We start from the raw sequence: 21,197 nt of genomic DNA on the forward strand, positions 1-21,197 counted from the left end.
CCACCACTCCGTTCACCATCAACCCGATCGGCGTGGACTCCTTCGGCCTGCCGCCGATCACCCTGCCCGACATCAACATCCCGCCGATCAAGCTGGGCGCCTTCAGCATTCCGGGGGCCACCACCACTCCGTTCACCATCAACCCGATCGGCGTGGACTCCTTCGGCCTGCCGCCGATCACCCTGCCCGACATCAACGTCCCGCCGATCAAGCTGGGCGCCTTCAGCATTCCCGAACTCGCCGTCAATCCCATCAAGCTCGATCCCTTCACCATTCCGGGCCTGACGATCCCGCCCGTGCACCTCGACGGCTTCACGGTCCCGGGCCTCACGATTCCCAGCATCACGCTGCCCAGCACCACGATCGCGAGTTTCGACGTCCCGCCGCCGCCGGGTTTCGGCAACACCAGCACCGCACCCTCGTCGGGATTCTTCAACACCGGCGGCGGGGGCAGCTCAGGGTTCGGCAATCGTGGGTTGGGCCTCTCGGGTCTGTTCAACGTGAATCCCGCCGGACTTTTCGGCGGCTCGGGTTACCAAAACGTCGGCACCAGCACCTCAGGGCTGTTCAACTTCGGTAGCGCGGTATCGGGCCTCGCGAACACCGGAACCCTTCCGCTGACCCTGCCCAACCTGCTCGCCGGCATTTTCGGCTTCGGAAACACCGGCGCGGGCTTGTTCAGATTCTGAGTGCCGGCCCTCAGCCGGTCGACCCGGCGGGAGAACCAGCCGGGCGGGCAAACCATTGACCCCACTCGCGCCGAACCGCCGATTGGGCATCGGCGAATACGTGAGATGTTGCGCCGTCACCCGCGAGATGGACCAACGCCCATGCCATCGCGAACACCGACACCTTGTGACGTTGTGCCGCCGTGTGCAACTCATCGAGTGCAGTCCCCGGGGGGCACCGGCGCAGCCCGATGAGAATGCCCCGCGCGGTGTCGAGAATGCGACCAGCGTTCGGGCCACCCGAGATCTGGGTCGGCACCCAGTTGGCCGTCATGCCCTGTCAACTCCTGTCGAATCGTCCCGATACCCACCACAAACACCTCGGCCCCGGGGGCGGGTCACCAGGGTGAGCCGCACCGGCTACCGTGCCATGATTCGGGTATCGGCTCCGCAGTGCCAGGCCGCCGCCCACATTGGTATCCGCCCGTGATCACCTCGATACCGGCAACCGAGGCGAGTGCCTCATCCGGTGTCAGGTCCACCGTCAGCGCCAATTAGCCTGCGAGCGCCAATACTTCGTCGAAGCCGGCGACGAGAGCGTCATGGAAGACGTCGTAGTCGGGGATGGCGGCGGTGTCGACGTCGATGCCCAGTGCGCAGGTATCGACATAGGACAGCAGCGTGACGTTGACGGCCGAGCCGATCGTCGGGCCGAACGCGTATTGCGTGCGCACTGCCGCACCTCCGAGGAACACCGGCACCGGGATCCCGGGTACGTCGCTGGTCAGGAAATCAACGTGGCGCAGCACCGAGCCGATATACCAACGCGGCATCAGGTTGAGAACGCCAGCAATCACCTGGGTGTAGGGCAGCGACTTTTCCTGCCGCACCGCGCCGACGCGCTCGTGAATGGCCTTGATCCGTTTCGCCGGGTCAGCCTCGCCGACGGGAATGTCGAACCGCATCAACGTGATTCGGTTTCCACCCATGTCATCGGTGTCCGTCCGCAAGCTGATCGGCATGGTCAGGTGCAAATCGCCAACCGCAACGCCGTGCTTTTCGTGATAGATGCGTAACCCGCCGGCCACCCCGGCGACAAACGCATCGTTGAGCGCGCCGCCACACCGGTGCGCGGCATCGCGCAATTGCAGCCGCGGCACCTCGTGCACCCCGAGGCGCCGGATCAGGCCGCGCTCCCTGATCAGTGGTGAACCCGTGCGGTTGAGCGGCCGGACCGTCCGGTAGACCGAGGCCGCGTTGGCCGCTGCCGACCGGAGCGTCGAGATGGGCCGCCGGATACCGCCGTACACCAGTTGCGGTACCTGCCGTGCCGTGCCGGTCACCACGTTGGCAAGCAACGAGGCGCTATAGCGCCACGAATCGCGGTATCCCTCCAGGCGAGACGGCTGGGGTATCTCCGGTGCGGCGGGCAGTGACTCCAGCTCGTAATGCTCTGCGGAAAGGTCGAATAGCCGCATCGCGATCTGGATGCCCCCGACACCGTCGGTGAGGGCATGGTGGAACTTGCAGATCACCGCCGCGGCGCCGTCGTGCAGGCCCTCGACCAGCGTCGCCTCCCAGAGGGCCCGGGCCCGGTCGAAATCCTGCATCGCGGCCACTCGGGCCATCTCGAGCACGTCGTCGAGGGTGCCGGCTCCCGAAACGGCCACCCGCCGCATGTGATAGTCCAAGTCGAAGTCCGCGTCGTCCTCCCACCGCGGCGGGGCGGGCGGCGGAGATTCCACCACCCGCTGGCGAAACATCGGCAGTTCCCGGCTGATCAGGTCGAATCGTCGCCGCACCTCGTCCCAGTCCGGGGTCCGATCCAGCAGCACGAGCGTGACCACCGTCGATCGCAGCCGTGGGTCGGTTTCCATGGCCCAGGTAAAGGCATCGCTGTTGCGCATGAATTCAGTCATGATTGCTCCACCGACAAACGTACGATGCCTGCCGGCTGCGGTCACTAGCGTGTTGGTAGCCAAGGACTTTGGTCCCTGCAAGTGGGGCCATTGGTCGCCTCGTCAGGGGCCGAGCACCCGCCGGGTGTAGTCGTTGAGAAAGACCCGGTTGGGGTCGAGGCGGTCGCGGACCGCCGCGAAGCGGTCCCACGCGGGATACCGATCACGAAGCGTGCCGGCGCTCTGATAGTGGCGCTTACCCCAATGCGGCCGGCCCGCATACTCGTCCATGATTTCTTCGACGGCGCGGAAATAGGTTTCGAACTCCATGCCGGTGTACTGGTGCACGGCGATGTAGCAGGTGTCCCGGTCGTGCGCGGTCGACAAGAACGCGTCGTCGGGGGCGCCGAAGCGGACCTCGAGCGGGAACATGATCGGCAGGTTGCGGCGGCGCACAAGGTCGATGACCCGCTGCACGCCCTCGCGCGCGTGTTCACGCGGGATCGCGTATTCCATCTCGGTGAACTTGACGTTGCGCGCGCTCGCGTAGACCTTCCAGCCATGATCCCGGACGGTGGCCGGCGACATCAAGTTCGTCATGAGTCGGTTCAATGACGGTGCGGTACTGGGGAATTGCCGGCCGGCGCGGCAGATCAGGCTTAGCCCGGCATTTTCGGCATAGTCGTGGATCGTGCGTTTCCACACCGGCACCGGCCTGGGCTCCTCGTCACTGCGCCGGGTGGTGCGGGTCAGCGCCGTATCGCCGTAGGGAAACACGAAGAACTCGAAGTGGTCGTTGTTATCGACATGCTCGTCGAGTCGCTCGAGCGTATCGGCCAGCGGGCGCAGCTCGTCGTCGCGATGCAGCGTGAACAGCGGCACGACCTTGAGCGTGACCTGAGAGATCACCCCCAGCGCGCCGATCGACACCCGCGCTGCCAGGTAGTCGTCACCCTCCGACAAGGTCAGGATGTCACCACTGGCGGTGACCAAGCGCAGCGAGACGACCTGCGCCGACACGTTGGTAAAGCGCGCCCCGGTGCCGTGCGTGGCGGTTGCGGCTGCTCCGGTGATCGACTGCTTGTCGATGTCGCCCTGGTTTTCCAGCCCTAGCCCACGCTCGGCCAGCTGTGCGAACAGCGGGTGCAGCTTGGCCCCACCTTGCACCGTCGCCAGACCTGCCGCCGCGTCCACGTCGATGACCCGCTGCATGCCGCTCATGTCGAGCATCACCCCGTCGGTGCACGCGCAGTCGGTGAACGAATGCCCGGTGCCGACGGCGCGCACGCATTCGCCACGCCGGGCAGCCTTGACGACGACGTCCGCAAGCTCGGCTTCCGAGGTGGGCCGGACGATCTCCGACGGGGCGCACACCTGATCGCCGGCCCAGTTGCGCCACACGGTGCTCACCGGGCCAGCTCCCGCACCACGGACTCGGCCACCGTCGCCGCGTGCATCACCGTCTCGTAGACGACGTTTTCCGCGGTATCGGACATTTGGTGGTAGTTCGACAGCGCCTTGTGTCGGTCAAACGACGAGAAGCAGGCGGTCGGATAGCCCGCCCGACTCATGATCACGGCGTCGGTGCTGTTACGTGATCGCAGGCCCCGCCGCAGCGGCGCGTCGGCGCGCTCGGCGGCGCGGGCCACCAGATCACGGAACGGCCGATAGTAGTAGTCCTCCATGACCGTGGTGCCCTCGCCTTCGAGCATGATGAGTTCGGGCGAGCCGACGGTGTCGAAGTTGAGGAAATACGTGTGGTCACGGTCCAGCTCGGACTTGTGGCGGGCGATGAAACCGTAGATGCCACCCTGCAATTGCTCCTCGGCCCCTAGCGATACCAGCAGCACCCGCACACCCTGCACCGGGCGGTCGCGTAGCCGCTCGGCCAACGCGACGATCAGCGCGACGGCGGAAAGGTTGTCGTTGGCGCCGGGCACGATCGGGCTGCGGGCGATGTCGGTGAACGCCGCCACCCCGATCGCGCTCATCACGGCCCCGGCGAGCATCATCTTGCGGCTGCCCCGCAGCGCGCCGGCACCGGCCACCGCCGGCGCCAGGATCGACGGCCACCAGTTCGGCAGTGAGGTGTCGATGCGTTCGACGATCCCCGGGAATCGCTCGACGAAGAATCGCTGATAGCCGGGTTCGAAGAACTTGCCGCTGTGCGCGGCGTCGTGATGAGCGCACACCACGACCGTCCGCTCTCCGGTGGGGTCACCGGCTTCGGCCACGACATTCCATGTCGTTCGGGGCTGTTGGAGTCGCTTGCGCACGACGCGTACCCCGTTGGAACAGTCGTCGGCGATCGCCAGCCCCGCACCCAGACCCGCCAGCCCGGCAGGCACCCGCAACCGTCGGCTGATCAGCCCCGCGACAGCGGCCCCGACGCCAACCGCCGACAGCTTGGCGTGCAGCTGTGGGTAGCCGTCATAGAACTGTTCCTCTTCGATCCGCGCGTTCTGCGCCCCGGCGGCGCGTAGGTATTCGACGATCTTGACCGCAGCCTCCTGCTCGCCGGGGTCGCCGGCGCCGCGTTCGATCGGTGCGAGTGTCTCGATGACCTCACGCATCGTGGCCAATTCGGTCGGCAATGCGGTGATCGCAGTCATGGCAGCTCCTTGTCGCGCGGTCCGTCGGCGAACCATTCCATCATTAAAGAAACGTGCGAGCCTCACCCCGGTAGGTCGGGACGGTGTCGATGATCTGCGCGCCCCGAACCAAATACAACCGATCGAACCGCTCACACAGCTCGCCGGCCTTGGTGTGACGGAAGTAGACGTTGTCGCCGATCTTCAGTTGCCGCGCCGCCGCGCCGGACAGCGGCGTCTGGACCTCACCGGTGCCTTCCATCGGGTCCAGTTTGAGCCCGCTCGGTAGGTACGGGGTGGGCATGCGGTCTTTCGCGCCGACGCCGCTGGCCAAATAGCCGCCTCCGAGCGCGGTCACGGTGTTGGCGTCGGGCCGGCGGCATACCGGCAGTGCGAACATCGCCGCCGGCCGCAAGGCGAACGTCGAGTAGGAGTCGAACAGCGTCGGCGCGTAGAACCCCGAGCCGGCGGTGGCCTCGGTGATCGCCGGCTCCTGGGCAACCAGCTGAAGGTCGCCAGTGCCGCCGGCGTTGACGATCTTGATGTCGGCGACCTCGCGCACCAGCTCGACGGCGCGGGCGCGACGTTCCCGCAACTCCGCGAAGGACCGCCGCTGCATCCACCGAACGGCCGCGTTCTGGGCGGACTTGCCGGCCACGTTGTCGCCGAACCCGGCGATATGACCCTCGTAGGACATCAACGCCACCAGCGTCAGCGACGGCCGGCGCGCGATCTCCACCGCGAGCGCTCGGGCCTGTTCCGGCGTATGCAACGGTGAGCGCTTGGGCCCGATCTTCACCCGCCCGCGGGCTCGCCAGTAGCCGGCGTCGAGGTCCAGGCACAGCCGCACCGGCTTGGTTGTTGCATTTTCGATCAGGTCGAGATGTTCGACGCTGTCGACCATGACGATCGGTGCCCGTTCGGGGTCCTCGGCGGTGAGCTCGCCGAGCTTGGGCAGTGCCGCCCTATCGGTCGTCGGATAGGCGAGTAACAGGTTGTCGAAGCCGTGGCCGGCCAACCACAGAGTCTCGGCCAGCGTGAACGTCATCAGCCCGTCGAATCGAGCGTTCGAGTCGAGGATTTCGCGCTGTAACGGCCTGCACCGCAACGACTTCGACGCCACCCGGATCGGCTTGTCACCCGCGCGGGAAAGCAGCTGACCGGCATTGGCCCACATCGCGTCGAGGTCGACGAAGGCAAACGGTGCGTCCAGAGCGGCGAATGCCTTCTCGTACCGTCGCAGCCGACCGTGCGCGTCGAGCCTGAGCGGCTCGTCGGCACGCTGCTCGCGACCCACCTCAGGCACGCCGTCACCTTACTGAACGTGACGGACTCTGGCAGCAGATCGATGATGTATGCCGAATGGCGTGCCGGCTGCGCCGTTTGCGATAGGCGGCCGCGGTGCGTCCCGCCGGATCAGGGCGACCCGGTCGTCCCGTTTTGGCCGAAGAGGAATCCGCCGGCCCCGCCGCTGCCCCCGGCTGCCAAGCCGGTGCCGTTTCCGCCGTTGCCGCCGTTGCCGATGATCACCGCACTGCCGCCGTTACCGCCCGCGCCGAAGCCGCCGGGGGCGCCGTTACCGCCGGCACCGCCGTTGCCGAAGAACACCGCACCCGACCCGCCGGAGCCGCCGGCGCCCTGGCCGTTGGCGCCGCCGGTGCCGCCGGCACCGCCGTTGCCGAAGAAGAACGAGCCGTTGCCGCCCTGGCCACCGCTGCCGACACTGGTGCCGCCGCCGGCGCCACCGTTGCCACCGGTGCCGCCGTTGCCGAAGATCAGGCCGCCGTTGCCGCCATTGCCGCCGCTGGCATACAGCGCTCCGTTGGTGCTGGTGGCCCCGCCGTTGCCGCCGTTGCCACCTGTGCCGAACAGATATCCGGAGCGACCGCCGTTGCCGCCGATGCCGCCCACCGGCTGCGAAGTGACCGGCACCGCGGCCGTGGTGCCGGCGCCGATACCACCGCCGTTGCCGCCGACACCTCCGATCCCGAGCAGCTGGGCATCGCCGCCGGCGCCGCCGAACCCGCCCGAGCCGGCAAAGCCGGTGGTGCCGCCGGGGCCGCCATTGCCACCGAGTGCGCCGTTGCCGCCCGCGCCGCCATTGCCGATCAGCAGACCACCGGGGCTTCCGGTGCCGCCGAGACCGCCGATGCCGCCCTGGCCACCCTGGCCGACGCCTCCGCTACCGCCGTCGCCCCCCAGCCCGCCGTCACCGCCGACTGCGCCGTTGCCTAACAGGCCGGTCGCGCCCCCGTCTCCACCGGACCCACCGTGGCCGCCGAAGCTGGCGAAGGTTCCGTCCCCGGCTCCACCGGCTCCACCTGCTCCGCCGGCGCCCGGGGCGCCGTACAGCAGTCCGCTCTGTCCGCCCAGACCACCCATGCCGCCGTAGCCACCCACGCTCTGGACCGTCGCGTTGCTGAGGCCGCCGGCCCCGCCGGTCCCGCCCGCGCCACCGACGCCGAACAGGGCCGCCGCCCCGCCGCCGGCTCCGCCGGTCCCGCCGACACCGCCCGCGGGGATGATGCCCGGCGAGGGACCGATGGCCGGCGCGGCTCCCCCGATTCCGCCGTTTCCACCTGCGCCACCCAAGCCGTAGATCAGCCCGGCGCCGCCGCCGTTGCCGCCGTTGCCGCCGGTGGTGCCAACGCCACCGGCCAGTGGCGCAGGGCCGCCGTTGCCGCCGGCGCCACCGGCACCGCCGTTGCCCCACAGCAGGCCGCCGTTGCCCCCGGCGCCGCCGTTGAACCCGTTGAGACCGGCGGTGGTCGAGTTCCCCGCGGCTCCCCCGGCACCGCCATTGCCCCACAGGCCGGCGTTGCCGCCGTTACCACCGCCCTGGTTGATGCCGCCGGACCCGCCGTTGCCGCCGTTGCCGATCAAGATCCCGCCGTCACCGCCGCTTTGACCCGTCCCCGGCGCTCCGTTGGTGCCGTTGCCGATCAGTGGACGCCCGAACAGCGCCTGGGTGGGCGCGTTGATCAGGTCGAGCACGTCCTGCTGCAATGATTGTGCGGCCGAGACATTGGCCGCCTCGGCCAGGGAATACGAGCCCGCACCCGCGGTGAGCAGCCGCACAAACTGCTCATGGAATGCCGCTGCCTGGGTGCTGAGCAGCTGATAGGCCTGAGCATGCGCCCCGAACAGGGCAGCGATGGCGGCCGACACCTCGTCGGCACCGGCCGCCAGCACTGCCGTCGTAGGCGCGGCGGCGGCAGCGTTGGCCGCACTTATCGACGAACCAACACTCGCCAGATCCGTTGCCGCAGCCGCCACCAGCTCTGGGGCCGCGATGAGATACGACATCAGGGACCTCCCACCACGTCACGGAAACCCGGCGGTCGCCCGGTCGCCATCAACCCTCGGCAAAGGGTATCGCCATCGGGTCAGCACACCCCGCATTTCCGGGAGACCTACCGATGTTTCGCCGGATGGCCCCGCAATGTTTCAGCGATCTCGCGGCTGCCGCCGGCTGCTTGGCTCAGGATGGCTTGGTCTCGGCGAATTCGCAGAACGCGGTGTAGGCCCGAGCGCCGTAGATGGTGGCCGGTCCCCCATGCATGAGGATGGTGACACCGATCGCCTCGGCGGCTTCCTCGGCCGTGGCACCGGCGCGGGCCGCGGCCTGGGCATGGGAGGCGATGCAGCCGTCGCACCCCTGTACGACCCCGATCGCCATCGCCATGAGTTCCTTGACCTTACGGCTGAGGGCGCCGTCGGTGAGCGCGGCGCCGCTCAGGGCCGCAAATCCCTTGTAGACGTCCGGAATCTGATTCCGAAGCGCCCGGTGTTGCGGCCGCAGATCCTCGAGGACCTGATGATGGTGTTCATCTGACATAGCCGTCATTACACCCTGCGTATGGGTGGGACCGGACCGATTTCACCTATGACCTTTCGGTCGCGGCATCCGAACGTTGCAGCTCGTCAATGACGGCTTGGATCCGGCCGGTGACTTCATCGGCGATCGGGGCAAGCTTCGGTTCACCGGTGACGTCGGCCAACAGCCGCGGGTTCATCGCTTCGATGACGATGGTGCCGGCCTGTTCGGGGTCCGATCGCACCACGACATTGCAGGGCAGCAGGGTGCCGATCTGGCGGGTCGCCTCGATTGCGCGGTGCGCCAGCGGCGGATTGCAGGCGCCGAGGATCAGGTAGTTCTCCATGTCCTCGTCGAGTTTGGCTTTCAGGGTTGCCTTCACGTCGATCTCGGTCAAGACGCCAAAGCCTTGCTGAGCCAGCGCTTCGCGGGTGCGCTTGACCGCCTCGTCGAAGCCGGTGTGCAACGTGGTCGACAATGCAATATCCATCACCAATATCTCCTCTATTCTTTTCGGACTCTTTCGGAACTCTGTTCAGGCCAGTGCCAGGAAAAGCTTCTCCAACTCGGCTTCGCTCAACGGCGCGGCGCCGTCGGACCGGGCTCCGGTGATGCATTCCCGTAGGCCGGTGGCCACAATCTTGAACCCGGCCCGGTCGAGCGCCCGCGACACCGCCGCCAGCTGGGTAACCACGTCTTTGCAGTCGCGGCCCTGCTCGATCATCGAAATCACTCCGGCAAGCTGCCCTTGGGCGCGCCGCAGCCGGTTCAGTACCGCAGCCATGCTGTCTTGGTCACCAATCATGGTGGATCCTCCCGTCTCATCGGTCTTATCGACCATAGTACCCCGGGGGGTATGAATAGCCAGCGAAGACACCGGTATATACCCCATGGGGTATTTGTTCTTGGATCAGTATCCTCGGATGGAAGGACCGACAATGACCACCGTCAATCTTACCCACGACACGTTCGAGTCCGCCGTTACCGACAATCCACTTGTGCTGGTTGACTTTTGGGCAATCCTACGGCCGCCCTTGCCACGCGTTCGCCCCGATCTACGAGAGGTCCGCCGGTGGCATCGCGCCGGGCTGGCTGTAGACCAGTACTGGTGCTGGCGAATCTGATCGACCAGATGAAATCACCGGACATGGATACCGTGCGCGCCAAGATCGCCGCCCGCCGGGCAGCCCCCGCTCGGTAGCCGTCCGCTCTCACAGGATCGCTTTGAGATCCTTGGCCCGTGCGATGTCGTCCCAGTCCACCTCGAGCTCGAGCAGAATCTCCTCGGTGTGCTGCCCGTGCTCCGGGGCACGCGCGGGAGCCGGCGGTGTTTCGTTGAACTGAACCGGCGCGGCCACGATCCGGTATGGCTGCCCGTGGTCGTCGAGGTTGGTCACCACGTACCCGTTGGGTTGCACCTGCGGATCGTTGAGGGTTTCCCGCGGCGTCGCCAGGGCCGCCCACACGCCGGGCTCGTCCTCGAGCACCTGCTGCCAGTGTGCGAGATCGTGACCGGCAAACGCGGTGGCGAAGATCTGCGTGGCTTCGGCCGCATTGGCAATGAGGTTGCGCGACGGCACGAACCGCTCGTCCGCGGCCAACTTGGCAAGTCCCATCCGCCGGCAAAATCCGGCCCAGTATTTGTCGGGTTGTAAGAACACCAGCTGAATCCACCTGCCGTCTCTGGTTTTGTACCGGTTCACCAGCGGATTGACGGCCAACCCGGGCGGCGCCCCGGGAATGCCGTCAATGTCGAAAAAGTCGGCCGCCGAAATCGACGGCGCGATGGCCCACATCGCCTGAGCCAGTAGCGACGAGTCGACGATGCACGGCTCCCCGGTGCGTTCCCGGTGAAACAACGCGGCGCACACCCCGCCGGCGAGTGTCGCCCCGCCCTGCAAGTCGCCGAACGCCGGCCCCTGCACAGCGGGGGTCTCGCTGCCGAAGGGTGTGAGGGTGTATGCGACCCCGCCGCGGGCCAGGTAGGTGGCGGCGTCGAAGCCACCGCGATCGCGATCCGGGCCGCGCACGCCTAGTCCCGTTCCTCTGGCGATGATGATCTTGGGGTTGAACGAGCGGATGTCCTCGACGGTCAGCCGGGCGCGCTGGAGGGCGCCGGGCAGCCAATTGGTCAGGAACACATCGGCACTGGCCAGCAGGCGGCCAAACAGCTCACGGCCGGCCTCGGATTTGATGTCGATCGCGATGCTGCGTTTGCCGCGGTTACCCAACTCGAGGATGAAGTCGGCGTCGACCCGGGCCGCTTCGCGGGTGAAACCACCCACCACCAATGCCCGGCCGGGATCGCCCGCCGCGACGCCCTCCACCTTGATCACGTCGGCGCCCCAATCCGACAGGGCGGCACCGGCCGACGGTACGTAGGTCCACGACGCCAGCTCGACAACCCGGACACCGTTGAGCACCCCTGTCATGCAATCCCCTTGGTCACCGCACGCCATTCCTTGCTATTTTAGATATTCTAGCTAGCGTAGCGAATGAAGATACCCCGGCTGCAGGTACGCGCGGTTCTTTCGGAAGAGATGCGATGGGAACCACCGATGGTTCGACGCCGGTGCGGTGCACCCGTGGGCTGTTGCCGCAGGCGGCGAACGGCTTTGACTCCCAATGCGGGTCGTCGGTTCCGGTACGCGGGCAGGGGTGGTGATGAGCCGGACAGCGGGCCGGGTAGCCGGTAAGGCAGCGGTCATCAGTGGAGCGGCCCGCGGGCAGGGACGCTCGCACGCACGGTTGCTCGCCGCCGAGGGCGCCGACATCGTCGCCGTAGACCTGTGCGCCGACATCGAAACGAACGAGTACCCGCTGGCCCGGCCCGAGGACCTCGCCGAGACGGCACGTCTGGTGGAAAACGAAGGCCGGCGCGCCATCACCGCTATCGCCGACGTGCGCGACCGTGCCGCGTTGTCGACGGCGATCGACAACGCGGTTGCCGAGCTGGGCCATCTCGACATCGTGGTTGCCAACGCCGGCATCTGCCCGCTGACGGCCGGCCTGCCACCGCAGGCCTTCGCCGACGCGGTGGACGTGGACCTGGTCGGGGTGCTCAACCTGGTGCACGCCAGTCTCAAACATCTGAGCGCCGGCGCGTCGATCATCGTCATCGGTTCCAATGCGGCGTTCATGTCGTCGATGAACACCACCGGCATCGACGGCGGCCCCGGCGGAGCCGGCTACGCCTTCGCGAAAATCGCTGCCGCGCACTACGTCAACGACTTCGCCCTGGCGCTGGCCCCTTTCTCCATCCGGATGAACGCCATACACCCGACCAATGTCAACACCGACATGTTGCACAGTGCCCCCATGTACCGGGCTTTCCGGCCGGACTTGAAGAACCCCACCCGCGAGGATGCTGAACCGGTTTTTCCGGTGGTGCAAGCGATGCCGATCCCCTACGTCGAACCCGAGGACATCAGCGAGGCCGTGTTGTTCCTCGCCTCCGATGCGGCGCGCTACGTCACCGGCCAGCAGCTGCGGGTGGACGGCGGCGGCTTTCTCAAGGTCAAGCCGTGGTCCGGCGGGTGACGGCGATGAGGTTAATTCGGCTGCAGCACATAGGCATTGGAGGGCCATGGTGAGCCCCGACGGTTCGGTTGCCTTCCGACGCCTCTATGAGCTGATGGCGCTGATGAAAGCGGCCGACGACCGGCTGGCCAAGGGCATCAGCACCGGGGAGCTCATCTGCGTGTACTGGCCTTCCCGTGGGCAGGAGGCCATCGCCGCGGCCATGGGCGTGGTGTTGCGGCCCGACGATCAACTGGTGACGACCTACCGGGGGCTGCACGATCTGATCGGCAAGGGAGTGCCGCTGACGGAGATCTTCGGGGAGATGCTGGGGCGCACGGTCGGCGCGAGCCGAGGCAAGGGCGGCACCATGCACATCGCCAATCCGGCTGTGGGCGTGATGCTTTCGACCGGCATCGTCGGGGCCGGGCCGCCGGTGGCCGTCGGACTGGCGCTGGCCGGCAAACGCAAGGGCCTGGACCGGGTCACGGTGGTCAGCTTCGGCGACGGCGCCACCAACACGGGTTCCTTCCACGAGGCGGCCAACATGGCCGCGCTCTGGGACCTCCCCCTGGTGTTCGTGTGCCAGAACAATCTGTATGCCGAGATGACACCGACGTCGGCCACGATGAAGCTCCAACATGTCGCGGACCGGGCCGCCGGTTACGGCATGCCGGGCGTCACGGTCGACGGCAACGACCCGCTGGCGGTCAAGTCGGCACTCGACGACGCGGTGAACACCGCCCGCGGCGGCGGCGGTCCCACCTTCGTCGAGTGCGTGACGTTTCGCTTCCGCGGTCACTACTTCGGTGACCGGATGCCCTACATGCCAAGGGATCAGCTGGCGGCGGCCATGGCGGCCGACCCGGTGCCACGCTTGCGCAACCACCTCGCAGAAGCCGGAATCTGCGGGGAGGACGAGCTCAGCGCCATCGACGACGCTGCACTGTATGCCGTGGAGACGGCTTTGAGTGCGGTGCTCAACGCCGAGTCACCGTCTGTCGACGAACTCGAACGTGACGTGTACGCCACGCCGGTCGGGTTTCCGGGGTAAGGCGGGGCAGCATGACCGAACAAGAGATGACGATGCGCGAGGCGCTCAACCTCGCACTCGATCAGGCGCTACGGGCCGACGAGAGGGTGATGCTGATCGGCGAAGACATCGCCGATCCCGGCGCGTCCGGGCCCACCGCGGGTCTGTCGACGAAGTACGGCGCCGATCGGGTGGTGGACACGCCGATCTCGGAGGCCGCCATCATGGGCGCGGCGATCGGCGCGGCCATCGACGGAATGCTGCCGGTAGCCGAGATCATGATCATGGATTTCATCGGCCTCGCCGCCGACCAGTTGATCAACCATGCCGCCAAGCTGCGCTTCATGACGGGCGGACGCACCACCGCGCCGATCACCGTGCGCACCCAGGTGTACGCCGGATTGGGCACCGGCGCCACGCATTCGCAGACGTTGGAGGCGTGGTTCATGCACATCCCCGGGATGAAGGTGATCGTGCCGTCCACCCCGCGCGACGGCAAGGGCCTACTGACCGCCGCGATCTTCGACGAGGACCCGTGCCTGTTCGTCGAGACGATCCGTCTGCAAGGCCAACGCGGACCCGTCCCCGTCGACCCGGGTTTCTCGATTCCGTTGGGCCAGGCCGATATCAAGCGCACCGGCACCGACGTCAGCCTGATCGGCTACGGGCGCAGCGTGTACGACGCGCTCGCGGCGGCGGCCGCGCTGCAGGAACAGGGCATCAGCGCCGAGGTTGTCGATCTGCGCACCCTGGTGCCACTCGATGTCGAGACCGTCATCGAATCCGTGCGTCGCACAACAAGAGCCGTCGTGGTGCACGACGCGGTGCAATTCGGCGGGCCCGGGGCGGAGATCGCCGCGATACTGCAATCGGAATTGTTCGGCGAACTGGTCGCGCCGGTCGAGCGGGTCGGCGCGCGGTTCGTCCCCAACCCGGCAGCCGCGGCGCTGGAGGCGCAGGTGTATCCCTCACCGGAGCGGATCGTCGGAGCCGCGCAGCGGACCCTGGACGGAACGAGAGTGCATGGCTGACTTCGTCATTCGAATCCCGCGCGTCTCGGTCGCGGTATCCGAAGCCGAACTCGTCGAACTTCTCGTCGACAGCGGCCAGCAGGTCGAGGAGGGCACCCCGATCTACGTCATCGCAACCGAGAAGGCTGAACAGGAGATCGAGGCCGGCGCGTCCGGCGTCGTGCAGTGGACCGCAGCAGCCGGTGGGATCTACGAGATCGGAGTACCGATCGGCGTCGTCACCTCATGATTCAGGAGAAGGCATGGACCTCAAGGAAACTCGCGAACGCATCATCTACGAGAAGACCGGCGCGATAGCGCGGGTCACGCTGAACTGGCCGGAGAAGGCCAATGCCCAGGACCAGAAGCTCGCCGAGGAAGTCGACGCCGCACTGGCCGACGCGGACCGCGATTACGACGTCAAGGTGCTGATCCTCAAGGCCAACGGCAAGGGGTTCTGCTCGGGACACGCGATCGGCAACAACGCGGTCGACTATCCGGCCTTCGTCGAGGGCGCCAAGGTCATGGGCACGCCGTGGAAACCGCAATCCGACCTGTTCGTCAAACCGGTGCTCAACCTGTGGGAGTTCGCCAAACCGACGATCGCCCAGGTGCACGGCTACTGCGTCGGCGGAGGCACCCACTACGGGTTGACCACCGATATCGTGATCGCCGCCGACGACGCCTACTTTCAGTACCCGCCGCTGCAGGGGTTCGGCATGCCGTCGGGCGAGTGCTCGATCGAGCCGTGGGTGTTCATGAATTGGCGGCGGGCGTCCTATTACCTCTACCTGAACGAAGTGATCGACGCGCAGAAGGCGCTGGCGGTGGGTCTGGTCAACGAGGTGGTCCCCCGCGATCAACTCGACGCCCGGGTGGACGCGATTGCCCGGCACATCGCGCAGGCCCCGCTGACGACGCTGTTGGCCACCAAGGCCAACATCAAACGGGCCTGGGAGTTGATGGGCATGCGGGTGCATTGGCAAAGCTCCAACGACCTGGTGGCGTTGGCCTCGATCAGCGCCGACGTGCAGGCTTTGGTGCAGCAGGTGCTGAAGGGCAAGATCAAGCCCGCGGAGATGGCGCGCCGCCAGGCGGCGGCGGCCGAGTCGGCAGACGGTGGCCAGGCGACGTAATACGCAGGGACGCAGGACGTTACGCCGATGAACCTGACCGACCACGCCGATAGCGCCGCCCCGGCACTCATCGTGGGTGACGGGCCGGCCATCTGCTACGCGCAGTTGCACGCCCGGAGCCGACGGGTCGCCGCGCTGCTGCACGAGGCGGGGCTCAGGCGCGGCGAGGGGGTGGCTCTCCTGGTGGCCAACCGCCCAGAGTTTCTCGAAATCACCTGGGGCTGCCAGCTTTCCGGGCTCTACTACACGCCGGTGAACACCCACCTCACCGTCGACGAGGTCGCCTACATCGTCGAGGACTGCGAGGCCCGGGCATTGTTCGTCGACTCCGCTGTGGCCGATCTGGCCGGCACGCTGGCCGAACGCAACCCGCGGCCCGAGCTCCTGGTCTGCGTCGGCGGGTCGTTACCCGGCTGGCGTTGTTACCGGGACGCGCTGGCCGGCTCCGGTTCGGAATTCCCGGCGTCCGACGGCAGCGAGATGCTGTATTCGTCGGGCACCACCGGCCGGCCCAAGGCGGTGCGCCGTGCGCTGCCCACCGCCAACGGCTCCTGGGCCCAGGCGGTTCTGGAGATGGCGCTGACGCAGCGCTACGGGATGAGCCCGGCCAGCGTGTACCTCTCCCCCGCGCCGCTCTACCACGCCGCCGGCGTGAACTACGCCATGGCCGTCCACCGTGTCGGGGCCACCGTCGTCATCATGGGCAAGTTCGACGCCGAGACCGTGCTGCGGCTGATCGAAACGCACCGGGTCACCCACGCCCAGTTCGTGCCGACGATGTTCGTGCGGATGCTCAAGTTGCCCGAGCCGGTGCGCCGCGCCTATGACGTCTCCAGTCTGCAGTGCGTGCTGCACGCGGCCGCCCCCTGCCCGGTGGACGTCAAGTACCGGATGATGGACTGGTTCGGACCCATCATTCACGAATACTATGGGGGCACAGAGGGATTCGCAGGCACCACGATCGGCCCACGGGAGTGGCTGGCTCACCCTGGCTCGGTCGGCAAGCCGTTGAGCCCGGTGCATGTCGTCGGCGACAACGGAACCGAGCTGCCCGTCGGGCAGTGCGGCGAGCTCTATTTCGAGGGCGGCCCGCCGTTCGAGTACTTCAAAGATCCCGTCAAGACCGCGTCGGTGTGCAACGAACACGGGTGGCGCTCCTTGGGCGACATGGGCTACCTGGACGCGGACGGATACCTCTACCTCACCGACCGCTCGACGTTCATGATCGTCTCCGGCGGAGTCAACATCTATCCGCAAGAGGCGGAGAACCTGCTCGTCATGCACCCCAAGCTGGTCGACGCGGCGGTATTCGGCGTTCCCAACGACGAATTCGGTGAGGAGGTCAAGGCCGTGGTGCAACCGGTGGACGGCGTTATGGCCGGACCCGACCTGGAGGCGGAGCTCATCGACTACTGCCGTGCGCACCTGGCCTCCTACAAGTGCCCGCGCAGCGTCGACTTCGCCGCGGAGCTGCCCCGGGACCCGAACGGAAAGCTCTACAAGCGGCGCATTCGCGAACGCTACTGGCAGGGCCGAACATCGCGGATCGTGTGAGCATCGTGTGAGGGAGAAACCAGATGGTGAGCATTGAGGTGAACTGGACTCCGCTGCCGGTGCCGTGGGCGGTCCAGACCGCCGACCGGATTCCCAAGCAGCGCTATTACGACCCCGAGTTCTACGCGCTGGAAACTGAACTGTTGTGGCCTCGCGTCTGGCAGATGGCCTGCCGGCTCGAAGAGATCCCCAAGCCCGGCGACTACGTGGAGTACCAGATCCTGGATGAGTCGATCATCGTGGTGCGGGTAGCCGGTGACGACGTGCGGGCCTACCACAACGCATGCCGGCATCGTGGGGTAAAGCTGGTGGACGGCAACGGCTCTCGGCGCACCTTCGTCTGCCCCTTCCACGGCTGGTGCTGGGGCATCGACGGACACAACACCTATGTGCCGCGACCGGAGGTGTTCGACGAGCGCAACCTGTGCCCCGAAGACCTGCAACTCGTGTCGGTCCGGTGCGAACTGTGGGGCGGTTGCGCGTGGATCAACCTCGACGACGGAGCACCGGCGTTGCGTGCCTGCCTGGAGCCCTTCGCCTCCGTCTACGACGCCTGGAGGGTCGAATCGCTACGCACCGAGTGGTGGCAGTCGTGCCGGCTGCCGGTGAACTGGAAGCTGGCCACGGCAGCGTTCATGGAGGGCTATCACGTGCCGCAGACCCACCCGCAGCTGTTGCCGTCGGCGCAGGGCAACCGTCCGTCCGCGCCGCGCACCCACCCGGTCATCCAGAGCAGCCTGTATTTCATGCGGACGCTCGGCGTGGGCATGGGCGGCATGACCCACGCCAACGACATTCGCATCGCCGAAGGCCTGCAGCACATCGAGTTGCCGGCCGATCCCGCCGAGGCGGTGACCGCGTGGCGCGGCATACTCAATGACGCCGTCGTCGCCTGGCATCGGGCGCGGGGTTGCGATGTTCCCGATCTGAACGAGTTGGCGCGCCGCGGCATCGTCGACGCGATCGGGTTCGGCTTCCCGCATTACTTCCTGTTGCCGCAATACAGCAGCGCCTCGTCGTACCGGATCCGTCCGCTGGGGCCGGAGGAGACGTTGTTCGAGATCTGGTCGCTCACCCGGATCCCGCCCGATCAGGTCACCAAGCCCACCCCACCGGAACCCAAGGCGCCCGACGACCCGGCCTGGCCGCCGATTCCCGCGCAGGACTTCTCCAACCTGCCGCGGCAGCAAAAAGGGCTGCACTCCAAGGGCTTTGAATACATGCGATTGTCGAACCAGATCGAAGGACTGATCTCGAACTTCGAGCGGGTCATCGACGGGTTCCTGGCCGGGCTGCCCTACGACACGCTGGTGCCCGCGATCCAGCAGACCAACACCACCATCGACGTGCCGATCGCCGACCTGGGATTCACTTCAGGCGTTTCGGCGGCACAATGAGCGCCCGGTGGGACCGCTCGGTCGACCTGCTCATCGTGGGCAGCGGCGGGGGCGGCATGGTGGCGGGGCTGGCCGCACTCGACTGCGGCCTCGAGCCGCTCATCGTCGAAAAGCAAACCCTGGTCGGCGGTTCCACGGGGCTCTCCGGCGGTATCGTCTGGCTGCCCAACAATCCGTTGATGCGGGCCGAGGGCATCGCCGACACCCACGAAGACGGGCTTGCCTACCTGGCCGACGTGGTCGGCGACATCGGCGCCGCCTCCTCCCCCGCCCGCCGGGAGATGTTCCTCACCGCCGGCTACGAGATGATCGATTTCCTTGTCCGCAAAGGGGTTCGGCTGATCCGGTGTGCCGGCTGGAGCGACTACTACCCGAATCACCACGGCGGCAACGCCGCCGGCCGTGCCGTCGAGGGAGTTCCGTTCAACGCCGCCGAGCTGGGGGTCTGGAGCGATCGGCTGCAGCCGCCGCTGGCCAAGAACTACGGCCACGTGGTGCTGACCAACGAGTTGCGGTCGGTGCAGTACTTCAACAGGTCGCCACGCGCCTTCGCGGTAGCGGCCCGGGTATTTCTGCGCAGCCGCGCCGCGCGGGTCCGCGGCCGCCACATCCTCACCAACGGGGCATCATTGATCGGCCAGTTGCTCAAGGTGCTCATCGACCTCAGCGACGGCCGGCCGCCGCTGTGGACCAGCGCCGCCATGGACGATCTCATTGTCGACGACGGCCGGGTGGTCGGGGCACGCGTCACCCACGACGGCGTTGCGATGAGTATCGAGGCGCGTAAGGGAGTCCTGCTGGCCGCCGGTGGCTTTGGCCACAACGCCGAGATGCGACGGCAATACAGCGGCGATCAGCCCAACGACGGTAAGTGGTCGATCGCCAATGCCGGCGACACCGGGGAGGCGCTGCAGGCGGCCATACGGCTGGGCGCGAAAACCGACCTGCTCGACGAAGCGTGGTGGCTGCCTTCGGTATTCATCCCCAACGGCGGAGCGGCGGCGGCGTCACTGGGGTCCGGACGGCAACGGCCGGGCGCCATCTACGTCGACTCGACCGGCCGCCGATTCTGTAACGAGTCGAACTCCTACGTCGAAGTCGGCAAGGCCATGTACGCCGCCAAGGCGGTGCCGTGCTGGATGATCTTCGACCACGGCTACGTCCGCCGCTACGTCACGGGCGCCAACCCCCTCAAGCGGCGGTTGCCGCCCGAGTTCGTCGCAAGCGGCGCCGTCAAGCGCGGCGACACCATCGGCGAGCTAGCCCGCGGGATCGGAGTTCCCGTCGACGTGCTGACGCGAACGATCCAGCGGTTCAACCACTTTGCGGCCCAGGGCCTTGATCCCGACTTCGGGCGCGGTCAGTCGGCGTACAACATCTGCCTGGGCGACCCGGGCTATCGGCCCAACGCCGCCCTCGGCCCGCTGCGCCGGGGGCCCTATTACGCAACCAGGGTGTTCCCGGCCGACGTCGGGACCTGCGGTGGTGTGCTCACCAACGAGCACGCCCAGGTTCTCGACGGGGATGACCGGGTGATCGAGGGCCTCTACGCCACCGGCAATACCACCGCGACCGTGATGGGCCGAACGTATCCGGGCGCCGGCGCGAGCATCGCCAGTTCGATGGTGTTCGGCTACGTCGCCGCCCGGCACTTGCGCCGAGCGTGACGCTATCGTCACGCTCGGCTGCGAATGTGACTGCAGCGTCACGTTGGCGGCAGGTCGGAATCGTCGACGAAATCGCGCGGCGTCATTCCGGACTGCATCAGCTCGGCTCGCCGGGCCTGAACATCGGAGGCGGCGCCCACCATATTCGTCAGAATATGGCTGACCTGAAGGTGCACCCGCATACCCATCAGCTCCCAGGCCCGCTTCACGTTGTTCTTCACCGCCATCAGCGTGGTGAGCGGGATCTGGGCGATCTTGCGGGCCATCTCCTCCACGGTGGCTTCGAGGTCTTCGCGGGGTACGACCCGGTTAAGCAGGCCCCAGTCGAGGGCTTGCTGTGCGGACAGGGTTGGCGCCAGCAGCAGCCAGTCCATGGTGCGGTGCCAGTTCATCAGCAACCACGGCTCGATCATGGTGTGCCCGCCGGGCTCGCCAAGGCTTTGGGCAAGCGGCATCTGGAAGTACGCGTCCTCGGACGCGACACAGAAGTCGGTCAACAGGCCAAGATAGATGCCGCCGCCCATGCAGTAGCCGTGGATCTGGGAGATCGTCGGCTTGGGGAATTCCCACAGATACAGCGTGGGCCACAGGAACAGATCAGCGGTGCCCTTGTACAGGTCCTCGAAGGTATTGCCGAAATCCGGATACGGATTTTCGTCCGGACCCCAGCGTGCCACGTGCCCGCCACAGAAACCTTTACCGTTGGCCTTGAGAATGACGACCTTGATCTCTTTATCGCGGTCGGCCTCGTGCAGGCAGTTGTCGACTTCGGTGACCAGGATCGCATCCTTGGTGTTGGCCTTGTCGACCCGATTCAGGATGATCCGCGCGATCGGTGGTTCGCGCTCGTAAATGATCGCTTCGAGGACGCGCCGTTGCATGCTGGTGACAGTACCCGACGCAAGCG

General features: G+C 67.0%; 19 protein-coding genes and 1 pseudogene. 9 read left to right on the forward strand and 11 right to left on the reverse strand.

Annotated elements, in window-relative coordinates; all coding sequences use genetic code 11:
- A pseudogene (locus AWC07_RS27880) lies at nt 1-689 on the forward strand (PPE family protein); the annotation flags it as partial.
- 10 nt (nt 690-699) lie between these two features.
- On the opposite strand, the gene AWC07_RS26090 reads toward AWC07_RS27880, so the two are convergent.
- The 10 genes from AWC07_RS26090 to AWC07_RS26135 all read right to left on the reverse strand — a co-directional run bounded on the left by AWC07_RS26090 (nt 700) and on the right by AWC07_RS26135 (nt 11,406).
- Entirely contained in the window at nt 700-1,002 is a 303-nt protein-coding gene (locus AWC07_RS26090; RefSeq protein ID WP_051508244.1) for an ANTAR domain-containing protein, read from the reverse strand.
- A 220-nt stretch (nt 1,003-1,222) separates the two neighbouring features.
- Nucleotides 1,223-2,587, reverse strand: coding sequence for a wax ester/triacylglycerol synthase domain-containing protein (locus AWC07_RS26095; RefSeq protein ID WP_036418932.1), 1,365 nt, complete (start codon nt 2,585-2,587; stop codon nt 1,223-1,225).
- A gap of 102 nt (nt 2,588-2,689) precedes the next feature.
- Nucleotides 2,690-3,976, reverse strand: coding sequence for a D-arabinono-1,4-lactone oxidase (locus AWC07_RS26100; RefSeq protein ID WP_036418929.1), 1,287 nt, complete (start codon nt 3,974-3,976; stop codon nt 2,690-2,692).
- Entirely contained in the window at nt 3,973-5,178 is a 1,206-nt protein-coding gene (locus AWC07_RS26105) for a M28 family metallopeptidase (RefSeq protein WP_036418926.1), read from the reverse strand. The genes AWC07_RS26100 and AWC07_RS26105 overlap by 4 nt, the downstream gene beginning before the upstream one ends.
- Before the next feature lie 43 nt (nt 5,179-5,221).
- Nucleotides 5,222-6,463 (reverse strand): amino acid deaminase/aldolase, encoded by a 1,242-nt coding sequence (locus tag AWC07_RS26110; protein WP_036418925.1) that lies wholly within the window; start codon nt 6,461-6,463, stop codon nt 5,222-5,224.
- Between the two features lie 110 nt (nt 6,464-6,573).
- Nucleotides 6,574-8,463 carry a PE family protein gene (locus AWC07_RS26115; RefSeq protein WP_036418922.1) on the reverse strand — a complete coding sequence of 630 codons (1,890 nt, stop codon included), beginning with the start codon at nt 8,461-8,463 and terminating at the stop codon, nt 6,574-6,576.
- A gap of 175 nt (nt 8,464-8,638) precedes the next feature.
- Complete coding sequence (locus AWC07_RS26120; RefSeq protein ID WP_036418944.1) at nt 8,639-8,995, reverse strand: carboxymuconolactone decarboxylase family protein; 357 nt, start codon at nt 8,993-8,995, stop codon at nt 8,639-8,641.
- A 46-nt stretch (nt 8,996-9,041) separates the two neighbouring features.
- A complete protein-coding gene (locus AWC07_RS26125) occupies nt 9,042-9,464 on the reverse strand; it encodes a DUF302 domain-containing protein (RefSeq protein ID WP_036418919.1) in 423 nt (140 codons plus the stop codon).
- A 45-nt stretch (nt 9,465-9,509) separates the two neighbouring features.
- Nucleotides 9,510-9,779, reverse strand: a complete 270-nt coding sequence (locus tag AWC07_RS26130; protein WP_036418942.1) for a metal-sensitive transcriptional regulator — start codon at nt 9,777-9,779, stop codon at nt 9,510-9,512.
- A 406-nt stretch (nt 9,780-10,185) separates the two neighbouring features.
- Nucleotides 10,186-11,406, reverse strand: coding sequence for a CaiB/BaiF CoA transferase family protein (locus tag AWC07_RS26135; RefSeq protein ID WP_036418939.1), 1,221 nt, complete (start codon nt 11,404-11,406; stop codon nt 10,186-10,188).
- A 232-nt stretch (nt 11,407-11,638) separates the two neighbouring features.
- Between AWC07_RS26135 and AWC07_RS26140 the strand changes: the two genes are divergently transcribed.
- From AWC07_RS26140 to AWC07_RS26175, 8 genes are read left to right on the forward strand one after another with little or no spacing between them, the layout of a single operon-like run.
- Nucleotides 11,639-12,514 (forward strand): mycofactocin-coupled SDR family oxidoreductase, encoded by an 876-nt coding sequence (locus AWC07_RS26140; protein ID WP_036418936.1) that lies wholly within the window; start codon nt 11,639-11,641, stop codon nt 12,512-12,514.
- A gap of 46 nt (nt 12,515-12,560) precedes the next feature.
- Nucleotides 12,561-13,547 (forward strand): thiamine pyrophosphate-dependent dehydrogenase E1 component subunit alpha, encoded by a 987-nt coding sequence (locus AWC07_RS26145; protein ID WP_085105290.1) that lies wholly within the window; start codon nt 12,561-12,563, stop codon nt 13,545-13,547.
- 11 nt (nt 13,548-13,558) lie between these two features.
- Complete coding sequence (locus AWC07_RS26150; protein WP_036415712.1) at nt 13,559-14,557, forward strand: alpha-ketoacid dehydrogenase subunit beta; 999 nt, start codon at nt 13,559-13,561, stop codon at nt 14,555-14,557.
- The gene (locus tag AWC07_RS26155) at nt 14,550-14,786 is read left to right on the forward strand and encodes a biotin/lipoyl-containing protein (protein WP_036415709.1); all 237 of its coding nucleotides are present in this window, start codon (nt 14,550-14,552) and stop codon (nt 14,784-14,786) included. Before AWC07_RS26150 ends, AWC07_RS26155 begins: the two co-directional genes overlap by 8 nt.
- Before the next feature lie 13 nt (nt 14,787-14,799).
- A complete protein-coding gene (locus AWC07_RS26160) occupies nt 14,800-15,672 on the forward strand; it encodes an enoyl-CoA hydratase-related protein (RefSeq protein ID WP_036415706.1) in 873 nt (290 codons plus the stop codon).
- Between the two features lie 27 nt (nt 15,673-15,699).
- Nucleotides 15,700-17,226 (forward strand): acyl-CoA synthetase, encoded by a 1,527-nt coding sequence (locus AWC07_RS26165; RefSeq protein ID WP_085105291.1) that lies wholly within the window; start codon nt 15,700-15,702, stop codon nt 17,224-17,226.
- A 23-nt stretch (nt 17,227-17,249) separates the two neighbouring features.
- Nucleotides 17,250-18,623 (forward strand): aromatic ring-hydroxylating oxygenase subunit alpha, encoded by a 1,374-nt coding sequence (locus tag AWC07_RS26170; protein WP_085105292.1) that lies wholly within the window; start codon nt 17,250-17,252, stop codon nt 18,621-18,623.
- Nucleotides 18,620-20,290, forward strand: a complete 1,671-nt coding sequence (locus tag AWC07_RS26175; RefSeq protein ID WP_036419685.1) for an FAD-binding protein — start codon at nt 18,620-18,622, stop codon at nt 20,288-20,290. The genes AWC07_RS26170 and AWC07_RS26175 overlap by 4 nt, the downstream gene beginning before the upstream one ends.
- 38 nt (nt 20,291-20,328) lie before the next feature.
- On the opposite strand, the gene AWC07_RS26180 is transcribed toward AWC07_RS26175, so the two are convergent.
- Nucleotides 20,329-21,171 carry an enoyl-CoA hydratase-related protein gene (locus AWC07_RS26180; protein ID WP_085105293.1) on the reverse strand — a complete coding sequence of 281 codons (843 nt, stop codon included), beginning with the start codon at nt 21,169-21,171 and terminating at the stop codon, nt 20,329-20,331.
- Nucleotides 21,172-21,197 lie beyond the last annotated feature (26 nt).

The sequence above is a fragment of the Mycobacterium gastri genome, assembly GCF_002102175.1.
Lineage (GTDB): Bacteria > Actinomycetota > Actinomycetes > Mycobacteriales > Mycobacteriaceae > Mycobacterium > Mycobacterium gastri.